General features: G+C 74.1%; 13 protein-coding genes (1 of these 13 cut by a window edge). 8 read left to right on the plus strand and 5 right to left on the minus strand.

The features are described 5' to 3' along the window. From OG715_RS24045 to OG715_RS24080, 8 genes are all read left to right on the plus strand, one after another. On the plus strand, positions 1 to 9,780 hold the final stretch of the coding sequence (locus OG715_RS24045; protein ID WP_266270944.1) for a non-ribosomal peptide synthase/polyketide synthase. It extends 17,913 nt beyond the left edge of the window; the window shows 9,780 of its 27,693 coding nt (coding positions 17,914-27,693); its start codon lies off the left edge, out of view; it ends in the stop codon at positions 9,778 to 9,780. 72 nt (positions 9,781 to 9,852) lie between these two features. Next, positions 9,853 to 10,749, plus strand: coding sequence for a diiron oxygenase (locus tag OG715_RS24050; protein ID WP_266270945.1), 897 nt, complete (start codon positions 9,853 to 9,855; stop codon positions 10,747 to 10,749). Between the two features lie 4 nt (positions 10,750 to 10,753). Beyond that, a complete protein-coding gene (locus OG715_RS24055) occupies positions 10,754 to 11,617 on the plus strand; it encodes a class-II aminoacyl-tRNA synthetase family protein (protein WP_266270946.1) in 864 nt (287 codons plus the stop codon). Between the two features lie 19 nt (positions 11,618 to 11,636). Next, positions 11,637 to 12,365 carry a holo-ACP synthase gene (locus OG715_RS24060; RefSeq protein WP_266270947.1) on the plus strand — a complete coding sequence of 243 codons (729 nt, stop codon included), beginning with the start codon at positions 11,637 to 11,639 and terminating at the stop codon, positions 12,363 to 12,365. 11 nt (positions 12,366 to 12,376) lie between these two features. Further along, a complete protein-coding gene (locus OG715_RS24065; RefSeq protein ID WP_266270948.1) occupies positions 12,377 to 12,838 on the plus strand; it encodes a MaoC family dehydratase in 462 nt (153 codons plus the stop codon). Further along, positions 12,835 to 13,887: a pyridoxal-phosphate dependent enzyme gene (locus OG715_RS24070; RefSeq protein ID WP_266270949.1), complete on the plus strand. Its 1,053-nt coding sequence runs from the start codon at positions 12,835 to 12,837 to the stop codon at positions 13,885 to 13,887. The genes OG715_RS24065 and OG715_RS24070 overlap by 4 nt, the downstream gene beginning before the upstream one ends. Further along, the gene (gene epsC, locus OG715_RS24075) at positions 13,868 to 14,515 is read left to right on the plus strand and encodes a serine O-acetyltransferase EpsC (protein ID WP_266270950.1); all 648 of its coding nucleotides are present in this window, start codon (positions 13,868 to 13,870) and stop codon (positions 14,513 to 14,515) included. Before OG715_RS24070 ends, epsC begins: the two co-directional genes overlap by 20 nt. Beyond that, on the plus strand, positions 14,493 to 14,888 hold the full coding sequence (locus OG715_RS24080) for a carboxymuconolactone decarboxylase family protein (RefSeq protein ID WP_266270951.1): 396 nt from the start codon (positions 14,493 to 14,495) through the stop codon (positions 14,886 to 14,888). Before epsC ends, OG715_RS24080 begins: the two co-directional genes overlap by 23 nt. Here the strand turns inward: OG715_RS24080 and OG715_RS24085 are convergent, their stop codons facing one another. From OG715_RS24085 to OG715_RS24105, 5 genes are all read right to left on the minus strand, one after another. Continuing rightward, positions 14,889 to 15,434: a DUF4097 family beta strand repeat-containing protein gene (locus tag OG715_RS24085; protein ID WP_327064157.1), complete on the minus strand. Its 546-nt coding sequence runs from the start codon at positions 15,432 to 15,434 to the stop codon at positions 14,889 to 14,891. Positions 15,435 to 15,672: 238 nt separating this feature from the next. Further along, complete coding sequence (locus tag OG715_RS24090; protein WP_266270953.1) at positions 15,673 to 16,317, minus strand: response regulator transcription factor; 645 nt, start codon at positions 16,315 to 16,317, stop codon at positions 15,673 to 15,675. Beyond that, the gene (locus OG715_RS24095; protein WP_266270954.1) at positions 16,308 to 17,618 is read right to left on the minus strand and encodes a sensor histidine kinase; all 1,311 of its coding nucleotides are present in this window, start codon (positions 17,616 to 17,618) and stop codon (positions 16,308 to 16,310) included. The genes OG715_RS24090 and OG715_RS24095 overlap by 10 nt, the downstream gene beginning before the upstream one ends. Positions 17,619 to 17,779: 161 nt before the next feature. Then, on the minus strand, positions 17,780 to 17,986 hold the full coding sequence (locus OG715_RS24100) for a hypothetical protein (protein ID WP_266270955.1): 207 nt from the start codon (positions 17,984 to 17,986) through the stop codon (positions 17,780 to 17,782). 193 nt (positions 17,987 to 18,179) lie between these two features. After that, positions 18,180 to 19,115: a TauD/TfdA family dioxygenase gene (locus tag OG715_RS24105; RefSeq protein WP_266270956.1), complete on the minus strand. Its 936-nt coding sequence runs from the start codon at positions 19,113 to 19,115 to the stop codon at positions 18,180 to 18,182. Between the last annotated feature and the right edge of the window lie 185 nt (positions 19,116 to 19,300).

A 19,300-nucleotide genomic window follows, 5' to 3' on the forward strand; every position in this document is an offset into this window, starting at 1 on the left:
TACCTGGCCTGGACGGTGGACACCTACGCCTCCCACGGCACCGGCGGCGCACCGCTGTTCTCCTCCATCTCCTTCGACCTCGGCATCCCCGACCTGTTCACGCCGCTCATCTGCGGCCAGGCGGTCACGCTTCTCCCCGACGGCATCGACACGGCGTCGCTCGGTTCGGCGCTCGCCGAGGCGGGTCCGTTCAGCTTCGTGAAGCTCACCCCCGGCCACCTCGACCTCCTCACCCACCAGCTGTCCGCCGAGCAGGCCCACACCCTCGCGGGCGTCGTCATCGCCGCCGGAGACAACTTCCCCGTCTCCCTCGCCGAGCGCTGGCGGCAGCTGGCGGGTGCGGACGGTACGAAGGTCGCCACGGAGTACGGGCCCACCGAGATCACCATCGGCAACTCCGGTCTGATCATCGACACCCTGCCCGTGACCGAAGCGATCCCGCTCGGTGCCCCGATCCCCAACACCGGCATGTACGTCCTCACCGAGGAACTGCGGCCGACCCCGATCGGCGTCGCCGGAGAGGTCTACATCGACGGCGCCGGCCTGGCGCGCGGCTACCTCGGCCGCCCCGACCTCACCGCCGAGAAGTTCCTGCCCAACCCGCACGGCCCCGCCGGCTCCCGCCTCTACCGCACCGGCGACGTGGCCCGCTTCCTGCCGGACGGCACCCTGGAGACCCTCGGCCGCATCGACAACCAGGTCAAGATCCGCGGTTACCGCATCGAACTCGGCGAGATCGAGGCCCGCCTGCGCGAACACCCCCACGTCCGCGACGCCGTCGTGGCCGTCCGCACCCTCGGCTCCGGCGAGAAGTCCCTCGTCGCCTACCTCGTCCTCGCGGACGACACCGCCGAAGCCACCACCCCCGACGTCCGCGCCTTCCTCGCCGAGTCGCTCCCCGACTACATGGTCCCGGCCGCCGTCATGGCCATCGGAAGCATCCCGCTGACCGCCAACGGCAAGGTGGACCACCGCGCCCTGCCGTCCCCGGACCTGGCCGCCTTCGCCGGTGCGGCGTTCGTCGCCCCGCGCACGCCGCTGGAGGAGCGCCTTGCCGCCGTCTGGTGCGAGGTGCTGGGCCTGGCCGAGGTGGGCGTCGAGGACAGCTTCTTCGACCTCGGCGGCGACTCCATCCGCGCCGTGCGGCTCGTCGGTGCCCTGCGCGCCGCCGGGTACGACGTCTCGATCCCCGACGTCTTCCAGCTGAAGACCGTCGCCGCTCTCGCGGGCCGCGTGGCGGGCCAGGAGGCGGGCGCCTCCCTCGTCGAGACCGTCGAGCCCTTCGTCCTGATCGGCGACCGCGACCGGGCCGCCCTCCCGGCGGGTGTCGTGGACGCGTACCCGCTGTCGCAGGTGCAGACCGGCATGCTGATCGAGATGCTGGCCGCCGGGGACGGCAACGTCTACCGCAACATCAACTCCTTCCGGATCCCGGACGCCGAGGTCTTCGACGCGGCCGCGATGCGCGCGGCCCTGGACACCGTCGTGGCCCGCCACGACATCCTGCGGACCACCATGCACCTGGACGGGTTCTCGCAGCCGCTCCAGCTGGTCCACGGGAGCACCGCGGTCCCGCTGGCCGTCCACGACCTGCGCGGTCTGTCGGCCGAGCAGCAGACCGACCGCAGCCTCGCCTTCGTCGCCGACGAGCACGCGGCGGGCTTCGACCTGGCCGCCGGTCCGCTGCTGCGGACCGCCGTGCACATCGAGGCGGACGACGCGTGGCGGCTCACCTTCAGCCACATCCACGCGACCACGGACGGCTGGACGGTCAATTCGCTGCTGATGGAGCTGGTCGCGCTCTACCGCGAGCTGCGCGACGGCCGGGAGCCGGCCGCCTACGAGGCGCCGTCGGTGCGGTTCGCGGACTTCGTCGCCGCCGAGCAGGTCTCGCTGAGCAGCGCGGACGACCAGTCCTTCTGGCAGGGGATCCTGGACACCCACGCCCCGATGGTGCTCCCCACCGCCTGGGCCGACAGCGCGGGAAGCGCCGGTCAGCTCAACGAGCGGGTGCCGTTCGCCGACCTGGAGGACGGCCTGCGCAGGCTGGCGACCGCGACCGGGACGGCTCTCAAGAGCGTGCTGCTGGCCGCGCACCTGAAGGTGCTCGGTGCGCTCACGGCCGAGGAGGCGTTCCACACCGGCGTGGTGTACCACGGCCGGCTGGAGGCCCCCGGCTCCGACCGGGTGCTCGGCATGCACCTCAACACCCTGCCGTTCCCCGCCACCCGCGGCGCCCGGACCTGGCACGAGCTGGTCGAGGGCGTGTACGCCCGGGAGACCGAGATCTGGTCGCACCGCCGCTACCCGCTGCCCGCCATCCAGAGCGCCGCCGGGACCGCTGGGGCGCAGGAACTGCTGTCGACCGTCTTCGAGTGCCACGACTTCCACCAGGTGGACGCCGGCTCCGTGGACGTCGGCGCGACGCTCGGCGACGGTGCCAACGAGTTCGCCCTCGCGGCGATCGCGGCCGGCGGGCGGATCAACCTCGGGACGTCCGGCGCCGTGATGGGCCGGGCCGAGCTGACCCGCCTCGGGGCGATGTACCGCTCGGTGCTGGAGGCGATGGCGGCGGACCCGTTCGGCGACGCTACCGGGCCCGTTCTGCCGGAGGCGGACCGTGCGCTGCTGCTGGGTGCGTGGAACGCGCCGGTCGAGCGGCCGGTGACGGAGACCGTGCACGAGCTGTTCGCGGCTGTGGCCGCCGCGACCCCCGAGGCGGTGGCGCTGACCAGCGGGGAGGTGCACCTGAGCTACCGGGAGCTGGACGAGCGGGCCAACCGGATCGCCCACCACCTGGTGGCGGCCGGTGCCGGTCCGGACGTGATCGTCGGTGTCTCGCTGGAGCGCGGCCCCGACCTGATTCCGACGCTGCTGGGTGTACTGAAGTCCGGTGCGGCCTATCTGCCGCTGGACCCGGTGAACCCGGCCGAGCGCCTCGCCTACATGCTGGCCGACGCCCAGGCCCCGATCCTGGTCACCCACTCCGCCCTGCCGGAGCTGGACTTCGACGGCACCCGGGTCCTGGTCGACCTCGACGCGCAGGCGATCGAGGCCCGTCCCGCCACCGCCCCCGTCACGGCGACCGAGCCTGACAACCTGATCTACGTCATCTACACCTCCGGCTCCACCGGCCTGCCCAAGGGCGTCTGCCTCACCCACGCCAACGTGGCCCGCCACTTCGCGTCCACCGCCGGGCAGTTCGGCTTCTCGGCGGCCGACGTGGTCACCCAGTCGCACTCCTACGCCTTCGACGTCTCCGTCTGGGAGATGTGGAGCGCCCTGCTGCACGGCGGCCGCCTCGTGGTCGTCCCGCCGGCGGTGAGCCGCTCCCCGGAGGACCTGCTGGACCTGCTGGTCCGCGAGCGGGTCACCGTGCTGCTGCAGACCCCGACGGCGTTCCGCGCGCTCTCCGCTCGCGCGGCGGACGGCGACCCGCGGACGGCCCGGCTGGCGCTGCGCCTCACCGGCTTCGGCGGCGAGCGGCTGGAGCCCTCGGAGCTGCGGCCGTGGGCGGAGGCGGTCGACCTGGAGCGCACCGTCCCGGTCAACCTCTACGGCCCGACCGAGACCACCATGCACTGCGCCTACCACCGCCTCGGCGCCGCCGACCTGGCGCACACCGGCCGCAGCGTCATCGGCGGCCCGCTCGGCGACCTGACCGTCCACCTGCTCGACGCGGACGGCAACCTCGTGCCGGTCGGCGTCCCCGGCGAGCTGTACGTCGGCGGCCCGGCGCTGGCCCGCGGCTACCTGAACCGGCCCGGTCTGACCGCCGAGCGCTTCGTCCCGGACCCGTTCGGCCCGGCCGGCGCGCGGCTGTACCGCACCGGCGACCTCGGTCGACGGCTGGCCGACGGCGGCATCGAGTTCCTCGGCCGCGTCGACAGCCAGGTCAAGCTGCGCGGCTACCGGATCGAGCTGGGCGAGATCGAGGCGGCGCTGCGCGAGCACGCCTCGGTGCGCGACGCCGTGGTGACCGTGCACGGCACCGACGGGGGCGAGCGGCTCGCCGCGTACCTGGTCGGCGGGCCGGTCGCGGCGGAGGAGCTGCGCCGCCACCTCGGCAGCAGGCTGCCCGAGTACATGGTCCCGGCCTCGTTCACGGCGATCGAGCGGGTGCCGCTCACCGTCAACGGCAAGACCGACCTGCGGGCCCTGCCCGCGCCGGAGCAGGAGGCGTACGCCGCGGACCGGTTCGTGGCCCCGCGCACGCCGGCCGAGGAGCGGCTCGCCGCGATCTGGTGCGAGGTGCTGGGCCTGGCCCGGGTCGGTGTCGAGGACAGCTTCTTCGACCTCGGCGGCGACTCGATGCGGGTGGTCGGCCTGGTCGGCGCGCTGCGCGCCGCCGGGTACGACCTGACCGTCCCGGACGTGTTCCGGCTGCGTACGGTGGCCGCGCTCGCGGCCGAGGCGGCCGGGCAGGAGGCGACCGGCTCCCTGGTGGAGACGGTGGAGCCGTTCGCCCTGGTCGGCGCCCCGGACCGGGCCGCCCTCCCCGCGGACGTCGTGGACGCCTACCCGCTCACCCAGGTGCAGACCGGCATGCTGATCGAGCTGCTGACGGCCGAGGACGCGGGGCTCTACCACAGCATCAACTCGTTCCGGATCCCCGACGGCAGCCCGTTCTCGCCGGACGCCCTGCGCTCCGCGCTGGACCTGGTGACGGCCCGGCACGAGGTGCTGCGGACCTCCGTCCACCTGGACGGCTTCTCGCAGCCGATGCAGCTGGTGCACTCCGCCGCCGAGGTGCCGCTCGCGGTGCACGACCTGCGCGGCCTGGCCGACGCGGAGCGGGCGGAGCGCGCCGGGGCGTACGTGGCGGCCGAGCGGGCGGCGGGCTTCGAGCTCACGGCCGCGCCGCTGCTGCGGATCGCCGTTCACGTCGAGGGCGGGGACGCGTGGCGGCTGACCGCCAGCCACCTGCACGCTGTCACCGACGGCTGGACGCTGAACTCGCTGCTGATGGAGCTGCTGGAGGTCTACCGGGCCGTCCGGGACGGCCGGGAGCCGGCTGCCCACGAGCCGCCGGCCGTCCGCTACGCCGACTACGTGGCGGCCGAGCTGGCCTCCCTGGCCGACCCCGCCGACCAGGCGTTCTGGCAGCGGGTGGTGGACGGGCACAGCCCGCTGACGCTGCCCGCCGCCTGGGCCGGGGAGTCCGCTGACGTCGCGGAGCGGCACGGCACCCGGGTGCCGTACGGCGACCTGGAGGAGGGCCTGCGGCGGCTGGCCGCCGGGGCCAGGACCTCGCTGAAGAGCGTGCTGCTGGCCGCACACCTCAAGGTGCTGGGCGCGCTCACCACCGAGGAGGCGTTCCACACCGGTGTGGTCCACCACGGCCGGCTTGAGGCGCCGGGCGCGGACCGGGTGCTGGGCATGCACCTCAACACCCTGCCGTTCCCGTCCGACCGGGGCGCCCGGACCTGGCACGAGCTGGTGGAGCGGGTGTACCGGCAGGAGGCCGAGGTCTGGTCGCACCGCCGCTACCCGCTGCCCGCGATCCAGCGGGCGACGGGCGGCGCGGCCGGGTCCGGCGGTCCGGGCCGGCTGATCACGGTGCTCTTCGACCACCAGAACTTCCACCAGGTCGACACCGGGACGGTCGACGTCGACGCCGGTCTCGGCGACGGCGCCACCGAGTTCCCGCTCACCGCGGTGGCCGGCGGCGGTTGGCTCACCCTCAACACCACCACCGAGGTGCTCGGCCGGGCGGAGCTGGCCCGGCTGGCCGCGATGTACCGCTCGGTGCTGGAGGCGATGGCCGCCGACCCGTTCGGCGACGCCGTGGCGGTCCACCTGCCGGCCGGCGAGCGGGAGCGGCTGCTCGCGCTCGGCACGGCCACCGCGCACCGCCCGGTGCTCGGCACCCTGCACGAGGCGTTCGCCGCGCAGGCGGCCCGGACGCCCGACGCGGTCGCGCTGACCGGTGGCGGCACGGAGCTGACCTACCGGGAGCTGAACGAGCGGGCCAACCGGCTCGCCCACCGCCTGGTCGCGCTGGGCGCGGGCCCGGACGCGGTGGTCGGTGTCTCGCTGGAGCGCGACGAGGACCTCGTTCCGACGCTGCTGGGCGTGCTGAAGTCCGGTGCGGCGTACCTGCCGCTGGACCCGGCGAACCCGGTGGAGCGGCTCGGCTACATGCTGGCCGACGCCCGCTCGCCGATCCTGGTGAGCCGGGGCGAGCCGGCGGCCCGGCTGGCGGGCTCCTTCGGGGGCGCGCTGCTGGACCTCGACGAGGAGGCGGCCGTCCTGGCGGCGCAGCCGGTCACCGACCCGGTCACCGCGACCGCGCCGGACCACCTGAGCTGCGTGATCTACACCTCCGGTTCGACCGGTCTGCCCAAGGGCGTGACGCTGACGCACGGCAACGTGCTGCGGCTGTTCACCGCGATCCAGGAGCGGATGGGCTTCACCGCCGAGGACGTCAGCGCGCAGTCGCACTCCTACGCCTTCGACTTCTGCGTCCAGGAGATGTGGAGCGCCCTGCTGCACGGCGGCCGCCTGGTGATGGTGCCGCCGCTGGTGGGCCGCTCGCCGGAGGACCTGCTGGAGCTGCTGGTCCGGGAGCGGGTCACGGTGCTCTGCCAGATCCCGTCGGCCTTCCGCGGCCTGGCCGGACTGGCGGGCGCGGGCGATCCGCGGATCGACGAGCTCGCGCTGCGCGCCGTGGTGTTCGGCGGCGAGCGGCTGGAGGTCGCGGAGCTGCGGCCGTGGGTGGACCGGGTCGGCCTGGAGCGGACCATGCTGGTGAACCAGTACGGTCCGACCGAGATCACCGTGCACTGCACGTACCACGTGCTGCGCCCGGAGGACTTCGACCACCCCTCGCGCAGCCTGCTCGGCGCGAACCTGGACGACCTGTCGATCCACCTGCTGGACGCGGACGGGCACCTGGTGCCGGTCGGCGTGCCGGGCGAGCTGTTCGTCGGCGGCCCGGGCGTGGCCCGGGGCTACCTGGACCGGCCCGGCCTGACCGCCGAGCGCTTCGTGCCGGACCCGTTCGGCCCGGCCGGTGCGCGGATGTACCGCACCGGCGACCTGGGCCGGCGGCTGGCGGACGGCAGCATCGAGTTCCTCAGCCGGGCGGACAACCAGATCAAGATCCGCGGCTACCGGGTCGAGCTGGGCGAGATCGAGGCGGCGCTGCGCGAGCGGCCCGAGCTGCTGGACGCGGTGGTCTTGGTGCGGGCCAACCCGCAGGGCGAGAAGTCGCTGATCGCCTACGTGGTCGGCGACGGCCGGGAGGCCGACCCGGTGCTGCTGCGCAAGCACCTGGCGGAGAGCCTGCCGGAGTACATGGTGCCGTCGGCCTTCGTGGTGCTGGACGCGCTGCCGCTGAACGCCAGCGGGAAGATCAACTTCAGTGCGCTGCCGCAGCCCGACCTGGCGGCCTTCGGGTCCGCCTCCTTCGTGGCCCCGCGCACGCCGGCCGAGGAGCGGCTCGCCGCGATCTGGGCCGAGGTGCTGGGCCTGGCCCGGGTCGGGGTCGAGGACAGCTTCTTCGACCTCGGCGGCGACTCGATGCGGGCGGTGCGCCTGGTCGGCGCGCTGCGGGCGGCCGGGTTCGACGTGTCGATCCCGGACGTGTTCCAGCTGCGCACGATCGCCGCGCTGGCCGGGAAGGCGGCCGGCCTCGCGGGCGGGGAGTCGCTGGTGCGGGCGGTGGCACCGTTCGCGCTGATCGACGGGCGGGACCGGGCGAAGCTGCCGGCCGACGTGGTCGACGCGTACCCGATGTCGCAGGTGCAGACCGGCATGCTGGTGGAGATGCTGGCCGCCGGATCGCCGTACGGCCGGAGCCTGTACCACAACCTCAACTCGTTCATGATCCGCGACGAGCGGCCGTTCGACGCGGCGGCGCTCCAGCGGGCCGTGGACACCGTGGTCGCCCGGCACGACATCCTGCGCACCTCGATGCACCTGGACGGCTACGCCCGCCCGATGCAGCTGGTGCACGCCACCGCGCCCTACCCGGTGCGGACGGTCGACCTGCGCGGCCTGCCGGAGGCGGAGCAGCTCGCGACCAAGCGCGGATACCTGCGCCAGGAGCAGGAGCTCCGCTTCGACCTGGCCACCGCGCCGCTGATGCGGATCTCGGCCGTGGTCGAGTCGGACGCCGCCTGGCGGCTCAACTTCACCTACAACCACGCCATTTCGGAGGGCTGGAGCTACAACTCGCTGCTGATGGAGGTGCTGGAGTGCTACCGGAGCCTGCGCGACGGTGCCGAGCCGGCGCCGTACGAGGCGCCCGCGGTGCGCTACGCGGACTTCGTCGCCGCCGAGCTGGCCTCCCTGGCCGACCCGGGTGACCAGGAGTTCTGGCAGGAGCTGGTGGACACCCACACCCCGGTGGCGATCCCGGAGGGCTGGGCGCGGCCCGGGGACGCGCCGCGCGGCCACGCCGTGCAGGTGCCGTTCGAGGACCTGGAGGAGGGGCTGCGCCGGCTGGCCGGCGAGGCCCGCACCTCGATGAAGAGCGTGCTGCTCGCCGTCCACCTCAAGGTGCTGGGCATGCTGTCGGCAGAGGAGTCCTTCCACACCGGCGTCGTCTACCACGGCCGGCTCGAGGCGCCGGGCGCGGACCGGGTGCTGGGCATGCACCTCAACACCCTGCCGTTCCCGGCCACCCGGGGCGGCGCGGCGACCTGGCGCGAGCTGGTGGAGCGGGTGTACGCCCGGGAGACCGAGATCTGGTCGCACCGCCGCTACCCGCTGCCCGCGATCCAGCGGGCCGCCGGGAACAGCCGCGAACTGCTGTCGATCCTGTTCGAGTACCTGGACTTCCACCACGTCGACACCGACACCGTGGACGTCGCCGAGGGCCTGAACGACGGCGTCAACGAGTTCACCCTGAACGTCGTGCCGAACCGGGGCAGGTTCAACCTGAGCACCTCGACCGCCGTCATCGGCGCCGAGCAGCTGGACCGGCTGGGCCGGATGTACCGGCTGGTGCTGGAGGCGATGGCCGCCGACCCGGACGGGGACGCCGCCGCCTCCTACCTGCCGGAGGAGCCGGCCGGGGCGGGAGCCGGGCCGGTCGCGGAGCCGCTCACCCCGGAGCTGTTCGCGGCCCGGGCCGGGGCCGCCCCGGAGGCGACCGCGGTGGTCGTGGACGGCGCCGCCGTCAGCTACCGCGAACTCGCCGACCGGGCCGGGCGGATCGCCCGGCAGCTGCTCGCCTCGGGCGTCCGGCCCGGGGACGAGGTCGGCATCCGCAGCGCCGAGCCGCTGTCCGCCCTGTACGGCATCTGGCAGGCCGGGGCCGTGTACACCGACGCGCCCGCCCCCGGCCGTCCCGCGGTGACGGACGACATCCCGGACAGCGCCGTGGACGGGGGCGCCCCGCTGCCGCCCACCGCGCCGGACCGCGCCGCCTGGACCGTCGAACGGGACGGCGCCCGGGTCACGGTGAGCCACCGGGAGCTGCACGCGCTGCTGGAGGCCGGTCGCGGGACCGTCGGCTCCGGCGGCCGGGCGGCCTGGCTGGTGGCCGGGATCACCGGGGTGGACGCGCACCTGGCGCTCACCACCGGCGCCCGCGCGGTGCTCGCCCCGACGGCGGACGCGGCCGCGCTGGTCGACCTGGTCGACCGGCAGCGGATCACCCACCTGCTGGCCGCCCCGGCCGGCTGGGCCGGGCTGCTGGCGGCGGGCTTCGACCACTACGCGGTCACCGCGCTGGTCGACGGCGAGCCCTCGGAGGATCTCGCGGAGGAGCTGCTCGACCGCGCCCAGCGGCTGATCTCCGTGCGCGGCACGGTCGTCGAGGAGATATAGGACCCCTATAGTGCCGCTCCCGAAGATACCCGTGCATGGATTCTCCCCCAACGAATATGGAGCTTCGCGGTCATGAAGACTGCCATCGAAGGATCCGACCGGTTCCGCGAGATTCTGGATCGTCTGGGCCGGATGTCCATCGACGACTACTACAACCCGTACCGGATGTTCGAGTGGCCGGAGGAACTCCCCTCCGACCAGCTGTGGATGAGCAAGGAGCTGATCAGCCTCCACGGCACCCCGGCGTTCGACGAGCTCGACCGGGAGCAGCTGCTGCGGCTCGCCCGCTGGGAGAGCGTCAATTTCTACAGCCTCAATGTGCACGGAATCCGTGAGCTGCTGATCGAGGTCGTCAACCGGGTGCACATGCCCGGATTCGAGGCGCCCTCGGAGTTCTTCCACCACTTCATCGGTGAGGAGAACGAGCACATGTGGTTCTTCGCCGAGTTCTGCCGCCGCTACGGGAAGAAGATCTACCCGTTCCCGCGGGTCAAGACGACCGTCCCCGGCGACGAGGCGACCGAGAACTTCCTGGTCTTCGCGCGGATCCTGCTGTTCGAGGAGATCGTCGACTACTACAACGCCTACATGGCCGACGACGCGACGCTGCCGGAGACGGTCCGCCAGGTCAACCGGATCCACCACCGCGACGAGTCCCGGCACATCGCCTTCGGGCGCGAGCTGGTCTCGCTGCTGTACGCGGAGCTCAAGCGGACCAAGAACGAGGAGGAGCTGGCCGGGGTCGAGCGCTACCTCAAGGAGTACATCCAGTTCTGCCTGCACTCCTTCTACAGCCTCAACGCCTACGAGGACGCCGGTCTGGAGGACCCGCTGGCCGTGCGCGCGGCCGTCATGCGCGACCCGAACCGCCGCGCCTTCGAGCGCAGGATGGTGCGCAAGCCGGTCTCCTTCATGGTCAAGTCCGGCATCTTCAAGGACGCCGAGCTGCTCGCCCCGGCGGCGGTCTGAGGCCATGCGGACCGAAACCCTGCACCCGCCGTACAGCACGGAGGGCGGATTCGCGACCCTCGGCCCCGAGCCGACCGAGCTGGTCCGGCTGCTGGACGAGACCTTCCGCGAGTGGGCCCTGCGTGACGGCGCCCGCCCGATGACCGCCCCGGCGCTGCTGCCGGTGGCCGGGCTCGCCAAGCTCGACTTCTACCAGAACTTCCCCCAACTCGCCCTGGTAGCCAGCCGGTTCGACCTCGCCGACGGCCGCCCGGCACCCGCCGCCGCAGCCGCCGCCGGGGCCGTCCCGGGAGCGGACCTGGACCCGGCGGCGCTCGCCCTGCCCTCCACCGTCTGCTACGGCGTCTACCTGGGCCACGCCGGCACCGTGCTCGCGGAGGACACCTCGGTCACCCTGGTCGGCCAGTGCTTCCGCAACGAGGAGCACTACGACGGGCTGCGCCGACTGATGTCCTTCCGGATGCGGGAGGTGGTGGCCCTCGGCAGCGCCGGGTTCGCCCAGCGGCACGTCGACCACTACGCGGACCTCACCGAGCGGTTCGCCCGCGCGATCGGCCTGCCGGTGGTCAAGGAGGCCGCGACCGACCCGTTCTTCGACCGGGAGGGCCCGCGCGCCCTGATGCAGCGGCTGATCCCGGTCAAGTACGAGTTCCTGTACGGCGGCACGGCCATCGCCTCGGTCAACACCCACCGCAACTTCTTCGGCGAGCGCTGCGACATCGGCGTCGAGGGGCAGGAGGGACCGGCCTTCACCAGCTGCGTCGGCTTCGGCTTCGAACGCTGGGTGCACGCGCTGGCCGACCACTTCGCCGGGGACTGGGACGCGGCCCTCACCGCCGTCGCCCGTGCGCGGGCCGATGTCGGCTAGGCCGATGTCGGCTGGGCCGATGTCGGCTGGGCCGAGGCCGGCCCGGGGCACCGACGGGATCCCCGCGGAGGGGGCCGTCCGCGTCGGCGTGGACATCGTCCGCACCGACCGGGTCCGGGACCTCCTGCGCGACCACGGTCCCGGCATTCTGACCACCATGCTGACCGCCCGCGAACTCGCGGACAGCGCCACCGCGGTGGGCCTCGACCTGCTCACCGCGAGCGGGCGGATCGCCGCCAAGGAGGCGGTCTTCAAGCTGCTGCGCGCCCGCGACATCGTGCTCCCGTGGCTGGAGGTCGAGGTCAGCCGGCAGCCCGGCGGCGCCCCCCGGGCGACGCTCAGCGGCCGGATCGCCGCGCTCGCCGAGGAGGCGGGCGTGCACGCCATCGACATCAGCATCAGCCACGACGGGGACTACGCGGTCGCGATGGCGGTCTCCAGCCCGACCCGACCCACCAGACAGGACCGTCCGGCCCCGGACGGCACCGAGAGCGAGGAGGACACCGTGCCGACGCCCATGCAGCGGCTGGAACAGTGGATCCTGGACAAGAATCCGCAGTACACCGAGATCGACCCGGACCTCGACCTGATCGAGAACCGGCTGGTCGACTCGCTGGCCTTCGCCGAGTTCGTCTACCTGCTCGGCCGGCTCACCGAGGTCCCGGTCGACGTCCAGAACCTGGACATCGAGGACTTCCGCACGCTGCGCCGCGTGGCCGACAAGTACCTCCTCGCCGGCGTCGACTGATGGGGGCCGGGATGCGCTACGCGGAGGACTTCGCCCCCGGCGACACCTTCGACCTCGGCAGCGTCGAGGTCACCGCGGACGAACTGCTGGCGTTCGCGGCCGAGTTCGACCCGCAGCCGTTCCACCTCGGCGAGGAGCTCGGCGAGCGGCACGGCTTCGGCGGACTGATCGCCAGCGGCTGGCACACCGCGGCCATGTTCCAGCGGCTCTACGTCGACGGCCTGCTCAGCGGGGCCGCGGTCGCGGCCTCGCCCGGCGTCGACGAACTGCGCTGGTTCAGCCCGGTGCGGCCCGGCGACGTGCTGCGCGGCACCGCGACCGTGGTCGGCGACCCCGGTCCCTCGCTCAGCCGCCCGGACTGCTCGGTGCTCCGGCACCGGTGCGAACTCACCGACGCCTCGGGCCGCCCGGTGTTCCGGATGACCCTGCACGTGCTGTTCCGCAAACGGCCCCGCGAGGAGGCGAACGCATGACGCGGCTCGACGAGGCACCGGCCGAGGTGTCCGGGGGTCCGAGGATGGCCGAACCGGTCACCTCCGGCGCCGCCGGCCTCCCGGACGACACCCCCGTCCTGGAGCGCCACCCGGAGCTGCGGTACTTCCGGGCCCGGCTCGGCGGCACCACCCTGCTGGACGTCCCGGCGCCCGCCGGCGGCGCCCGGATCGTGGCCAAGTGCGAGTTCGAGAACCCCACCGGCTCGGTCAAGGACCGGGTGGCGTACGCGCTGCTCTGCCGCGCCGTGCTGGAGCACGAGGGCCCCGGGCCGCTGAAGCTGCTGGACTACTCCGGCGGCAGCCTGGTCCGCTCCTTCGGGCAGCTCGGCCGGATCACCGGGATCCCGATGCGGTTCGCCGTGCCGAGCACGATCCCGGACAGCTGGCTGCGGCAGATCACCGCCAGCGGGGTGCGGGTCGACCCCGTCCCGGTGGAGCTCGGCATCGCCGGGATCATCGACCGGGCCTTCGCCGTCAAGGCCGAGGACCCGTCCTGGACCCTGCTGCACCAGATGCGCAACGAGGCCAATGTGGCCGTCCACGAGTGGACCACCGGCCAGGAGGTCCTGGCCCAGCTGGACGGCCGCCGGCCCACCCACTGGGTGGCGGCGATCGGCACCGGCGGCACCCTCACCGGGGTCGCCCGGGCGCTGCGCCGGGAGTTCCCGGACCTGGTCGTCCTCGGCAACACCCCCGGCGAGATGCCCTACGGCACCGAGGGCCCGCCCAACGGGCTCACCAAGTTCGCGGGCTCCGGCGGCCTCGGCCACGGGGTGCGCCAGCCCTTCGTGGCCGGACTGGCCGCCGACGCGGACCACCGCAGCGTCGAGTACGGCGCGGCCCTGGACGCGATGGTCCGGTTCGAGGCCCGCACCGGGCTGCGGATCGGCACCTCGGCCGCCGCCAACTGGCAGGTGGCCTGGGAGACGGCGGCGGCGCTCGGTCCCGACGACCTGGTGGTGACGGTGTTCCCGGACGCCGGCGCCGCCGAGGAGTGGGAGCGGGCGTATGCCCGGGCGGCTTCCTGAGCGGCTGCTCGCACGGGCGGTCGCGACCGCCCGCGAGGACCTGGGCGTGATCGTGGCCCGGGACCCGTCGGTGCGGCGGCGCCGGGAGGCGCTGCTGCACCCGGCGCTGCCCGCGCTGTGGACGTACCGGCTCGCGCACGGGCTGCACCTGCGCGGGCACCGGCTGGCCGCCCGGCTGGTCGGCAACCTGGGCCGGCTGGCGTCCGGCGGGGTGGAGATCCACCCCGGGGCGACGCTCGGCCGGCGGGTCTTCGTCGACCACGGGTCCGGGGTGGTGATCGGCGAGATGGCGGTGGTCGGCGACGACGTCACCATCTACCACCAGGTCACCCTCGGCGCCGTGGGCTGGTGGCGCGACAACGGCCGGGCCCCCGGCGCCCGGCGGCACCCCGTCGTCGGCGACCGGGTGGTGCTGGGCGCCGGAGCCACGGTGCTCGGACCGGTCCTGGTCGGCGACGACGCGCTGATCGGCGCCGGGGCCCTCGTCACCGAGGACGTCCCGGCGGGCGCCCGGGTGACCGCGCCGCCCGGCCTGGTCACCGTCCGCCGCCCGGGACAGAGCACGGGACAGAGCACGGGACCGGACCTCACCCTGGAGGAGAGCATTGAGTACGCCGCCGAGCACTGACGACCGGCTGGCCCGGGGCCTGGCCGAAATGGCCAGGATCACCGGCGGGCACACCCCGCACCTCGACGCGGTGGACGGCATCGCGCCGGACCTCGCCCGCTACGCGGTGGAGTTCGCGTTCGGGGACATCTACGCCCGGGGCGGGCTGAGCACCCCGGAGCGCCAGCTGATCACCCTCGGCGTGCTCGCCGCCCTCGGCGACGCCGAACCCCAGCTGGCCGCCCACGTCCGGGCCGCGTTCACGGTGGGCCTGACGGTCGAGCAGGTGGTCGAGGCGGTGATGCACATCGTGCCGTTCGCCGGCTTCCCGCGCGCCCTGAACGCCATGACGGTGGTCGAGCGCGTCGTCGCCGAGCGAGCTGCCACAGGGTGACTACCTGATCGTGATCGCCCCGGCGGCGGTGCGGACGGTGATGGTGCGGGTGGCGTCGCGGACGACCGGCAGGTTGATCTGCGGCGCGGTGCCGGCGGTGCTGCGGGCGTCGATCGAGTACTCGGCCCCGCCGGGCACCGAGAGGTCGGCGCCGCCGTCGCCGGTGGTGATCTCCACACCGGTGGGCGGAGCCGCGAAGGCGGCCCGGACGGTGCCCTGCCCGGTGGTGATCCGGACGGCGGACGAGCGGCTCCCGGTCACCGTCACGCTGCCCGAGTCGCTGCGCAGCGCCAGCGGACCGGCCGAGCCGACGACGCTGATCGTCCCGCTGCGGCTGGTCAGGTCCAGTGCTCCGCCGAGTCCGCTCGCGGCGATCTCGCCGGCGGCGGACTCGACCGAGGCGGCCAGCCCGGCCGGCACGGTGACCCGCAGCTGCAGGGAGCACACCGTCCCGCACCGGGTACGGACGAGCACCTCGCCGCCGACGGTGGTGACCGTGACCTCGGGCGCCGTCCCCTGGTAGCTGCCGGTGGCCGAGACCCGCACCACCGAGTCGTCGCCCGGGGTCAGGGCGACCCCGGCGCCGTCGGTCTCGATCCGCAGCCGGGTGCTGGCGGCGGCGTCGGCGCGCAGCGTGCCGGCGTAGTGGCGATCGGAGGAGAGCAGCGCGACGATCCCCCAGGAGGCGGCGGCGACGGAGACGGCCAGGACGGCGAGCCCGGCGGTGACGATCCAGCGGTTGCGGCCGGGCGTCGTCCCGTTCGGGCCGGGCGGGGTGGTGATCTCAGGCTCCCAGGTAGCGCAGGACGGCCAGCACCCGGCGGTGCCCGCCGTCCACCTTCGGCAGGTCGAGCTTGGTGAAGATGCTGTTGATGTGCTTGCCGACGGCGCTCATGCTGATCGTCAGGCCCTCGGCGATGTCGGTGTTGGACGCGCCCTCGGCCATCAGCTTGAGCACGTCCAGCTCGCGGGCGCTCAGTGCGGCCAGCGGGTCGCGGCGGCCGCCGCGGGCCAGCAGCTGCTTGACCACCTCGGGGTCGAGCACGGTCTCGCCGGCGCCGATCCGCTCCAGGGCCGCGACGAAGTCGTCGACGTCGTCGACCCGGTCCTTCAGCAGGTAGCCGATGCCGCTGCCGCCGCTGCCGACGAGTTCGACGGCGTACCGCTCCTCGACGTACTGGGAGAGCACCAGCACCCCGGTCCCGGGCCGTTCGGCGCGGATCGCGAGCGCGGCGCGCAGGCCCTCGTCGACGAAGGTCGGCGGCATCCGGACGTCGGTGACGACGACGTCGGGGCGGTGCTCGGCGACGGCGCGCAGCAGGGCCTCGCCGTCGGCGACGGCGGCGACCACCTCCAGGCCGGCTTCGGTGAGCAGCAGCGCGATGCCCTGCCGCAGCAGGGTGGAGTCCTCGGCGATCACTACCCGCATTGCACATCCACTTCGATCAGGGTCGGTCCGCCCGCGGGGCTGGTCACCCGCAGCCGGCCGTCCACGGCGGCGACCCGTCCGGCCAGTCCGGAGAGCCCGCTGCCCCCGGCGGGGTCGGCGCCCCCGCGGCCGTCGTCGCCGATGGTAACGGTGAGCCGGTCGCCGGCCCGGCGGATCTCCACCCAGGCGTTGCGGGCCCGGGCGTGCTTGGCGACGTTGGTCAGAGCCTCGCTGACCACGAAGTAGGCGACGGACTCGACGGCGGCCGGCGGGCGCGGCTCGGCCCGGACGTCCAGCCGGACGGGGACGGGGGAGCGGGCGGCGACGGCGGAGAGCGCGGCCTCCAGGCCCCGGTCGGTGAGCACCGGCGGGTGCAGGCCGCGGGCCAGGTCGCGCAGTTCGGCGATGGCGGCGCGGGCGTCGGCGCGGGCCTGTTCGACGATCTGCCGGGTGTCGTCGTCGCCGCTCTTCCGCAGCCGGGAGACGGCGCGGCCGAGGGTCATCGAGAGGGCGACCAGGCGCTGTTGGGCGCCGTCGTGCAGATCGCGTTCGATCCGGCGGCGCTCCTCCTCGACGGCGCGCACCAGTTGGGCCCGGCTCTCGGTCAGTTCCTCGACCCGGCGGGTGAGTTGCTGGTCCCTGGGTGGGGCGAGCAGGGTCCGGGCGAGGGAGGTGTCCAGGGCGCGCAGGGAGCGGACCGCGGGCGGGGCGAGGAAGAACCCGGTGAGTGCCGCGGCGAGGGCCACGAGCAGGGCGGTCCCGGTGCTGTCCACGGTGAGCGGGCCGAGCACGGCGTGCCCGTCGGGCAGTCGGGACCAGTAGGCGGGGAGGGCGGTCAGGGTGAGCGGGAGGGCCCAGGCGAGGACCGCACCGCCGTTGGTGAGGACGGACAGCGGCAGCAGGGCGAGGAAGTAGCCGGCCTGCCGTCGGGTGCCCCGGTCGGTGGCGAGGGCCCGGGCGGAGCGCAGCGGGGCCGAGGCGGAGAGCGCGGGGAGCGGTGGGGCGGGGAGGTCGGGGCCGCCGGTGGCGGCGTGCCGGGCGCGCTCGGCGGCGGCGAGGAGGTGCAGGGCCCGGCCGGCCAGGAGTACGACCGGCAGGCCGGTCAGGGCGACGGGCAGCAGGCAGATCCCGAGCACCAGGGTGAGCAGGACGGCGAGTCCGGCGAGTGCGGCGAGGCCGTCGGTGGCGAGGTGGGCGCCGGCGCGCCACAGGTCCGGTGCCACCGGTCCCCGGTACAGCTCCCGGTACAGCCCCCGGTGCGGCCGCCGGGCCGGTTGCGCGGTCCCGCTCGCCGTCGTCACCCGGAATCCCCTCCCCGACCGCCGGCCGGGCGGGTGCCCGGGTGGTTCTCCGACCGCCTGCCGGACGGGTGCCCGGGCGTTCCCCGGGCGGTGGTCCGGGCGGTGTTCCGGGGCCGGGCGCGATTGCCCCGGCACACCGGACTCTACGGCCTTTCCGCAGGTCAGTCCCAGCCGTTGTTCATGGCGAGGACGAGGGTGCCGCCCGGGGCGGCGTCGACGGCGGCGGTGACGCCCGGGCCGTCGGCGACGGTGGTGGTCGAGGAGTGGGTGGCCGAGGTGACGGCGGCGGGCCCGGCGAACACGGCGGCGGCGAGCAGGAGGCCGGCGGCCGGGAAGAGGCGGCGGGCGACGAAGGCGGTGCTGGTCACGATGGAACCCCCAGTGTCGGTGCGTCGATGTCCTCGATGCACCAGATCCAATGTGTTTGCGGCGGTTTCGCGCGGTTCGGCGCGTTTCCTGCCGTCTGGAATTGATCCTCACACGGGGTGGAACGGGGTGTCAGCAGATCCCGGAGCCATGGTGCTGCCATGGCAGGGTGTTGCCAGGGGGGATTTCCGGGGGTCAGTCCGACATGGCCACCAGGACCCGGCGGGCCCCGGTGAACGGGCGCCGTCCGTGTGCGACCAGCACATTGTCGATCAGCAGGACGTCGCCCCGGCGCCAGTCGACGTCGACCGCTGCGGCGAGGCCCCGGTCGCGGACCTGGACCACGTCCTCGGCCGGGATCGGCGAGCCGTCGGCGAAGGCCACCGACTGCGGCAGCTGGTCCGCCGGCAGCAGCCGGGCGAGGGCGGCGGCGGTCTCGTCGCCGAGGGCGGCGGGGTGCCACTGGTCGGACTGGTTGAACCACACCTCGGTGCCGGTGCGCGGGTGGCGGACGGTGGCCGGCCGGTGCTGGGTGACCCGGAGGCCGCCGTCCCGGCGCCACTCGGCCTCGGCGCCCGCGGCGGCGAGGAAGGAGTCCACCCGGTCGCGCTCGTCGGTCTCGAAGGTGTCCTGCCAGCTCTTGCCGAGGCCGAGGCCGCCGTGCAGGTTCTGGGTGTAGCGGACGCCGCCGGCGAAGCGCTCGCGCACCGCGTCGTCCAGCGACTCCAGCCACAGCGCCGCGTCGACGACCGGGGTGGCGCCGCCGGACTCCGCCGCGGTGACGCAGCAGAAGGCCAGCCGGGTCGGCCAACTGTGCGCGTAGGAGAGCTCGTTGTGCATCGAGATGGTGAACTCGGCCGGGTACTCGGTGGAGGTGTAGACGTTCTTGCCGACCTTGGTGCGCGGGGAGTTGCCGTGCACGTAGGCGAGCCGGTTGGGCAGCAGCCGGTCCAGTACCTCGTCGACCCGCTCCTCGGTCACGCCGAAGCCGCGGAACACCAGCGCCTTCTCCCGGTCGAGCAGCGCCTCCGGGTCGCCCTCGGCGTCGAGCCGGGACAGCAGCCCCTCGACGTCCGCCGCACCGGTCTCCGGGTAGATCTCGTACGGCTTCCAGCCAGTGCCCGTACCCATCGTCGGGGGCCCCTTCGTTTCGCTCGGTGCCACCCGGACCGGTGGCCGCCGGACAGGATCGCCGGGGACCCTATACGCGACCGATATTCGCGTCGCTGCCCCGGCCGGCGGACCCGGCGCGCCCCGCCCCGCCGTCCGGCCCCGGCCTGCCCCGCCGACCGGCCGTATAGGGACGGGATAGGCAC

Source organism: Kitasatospora purpeofusca, assembly GCF_036010405.1.
GTDB lineage: Bacteria > Actinomycetota > Actinomycetes > Streptomycetales > Streptomycetaceae > Kitasatospora > Kitasatospora purpeofusca.

What these genes read in the sequence shown, in the direction of transcription:
- OG715_RS24050 (WP_266270945.1), top strand. Translation starts at nt 9,853, where the DNA reads ATGAAGACTGCCATCGAAGGATCCGACCGGTTCCGCGAGATTCTGGAT.
- OG715_RS24055 (WP_266270946.1), top strand. Translation starts at nt 10,754, where the DNA reads ATGCGGACCGAAACCCTGCACCCGCCGTACAGCACGGAGGGCGGATTC.
- OG715_RS24060 (WP_266270947.1), top strand. Translation starts at nt 11,637, where the DNA reads ATGTCGGCTGGGCCGAGGCCGGCCCGGGGCACCGACGGGATCCCCGCG.
- OG715_RS24065 (WP_266270948.1), top strand. Translation starts at nt 12,377, where the DNA reads ATGCGCTACGCGGAGGACTTCGCCCCCGGCGACACCTTCGACCTCGGC.
- OG715_RS24070 (WP_266270949.1), top strand. Translation starts at nt 12,835, where the DNA reads ATGACGCGGCTCGACGAGGCACCGGCCGAGGTGTCCGGGGGTCCGAGG.
- epsC (WP_266270950.1), top strand. Translation starts at nt 13,868, where the DNA reads ATGCCCGGGCGGCTTCCTGAGCGGCTGCTCGCACGGGCGGTCGCGACC.
- OG715_RS24090 (WP_266270953.1), bottom strand. Translation starts at nt 16,317, where the DNA reads ATGCGGGTAGTGATCGCCGAGGACTCCACCCTGCTGCGGCAGGGCATC.
- OG715_RS24105 (WP_266270956.1), bottom strand. Translation starts at nt 19,115, where the DNA reads ATGGGTACGGGCACTGGCTGGAAGCCGTACGAGATCTACCCGGAGACC.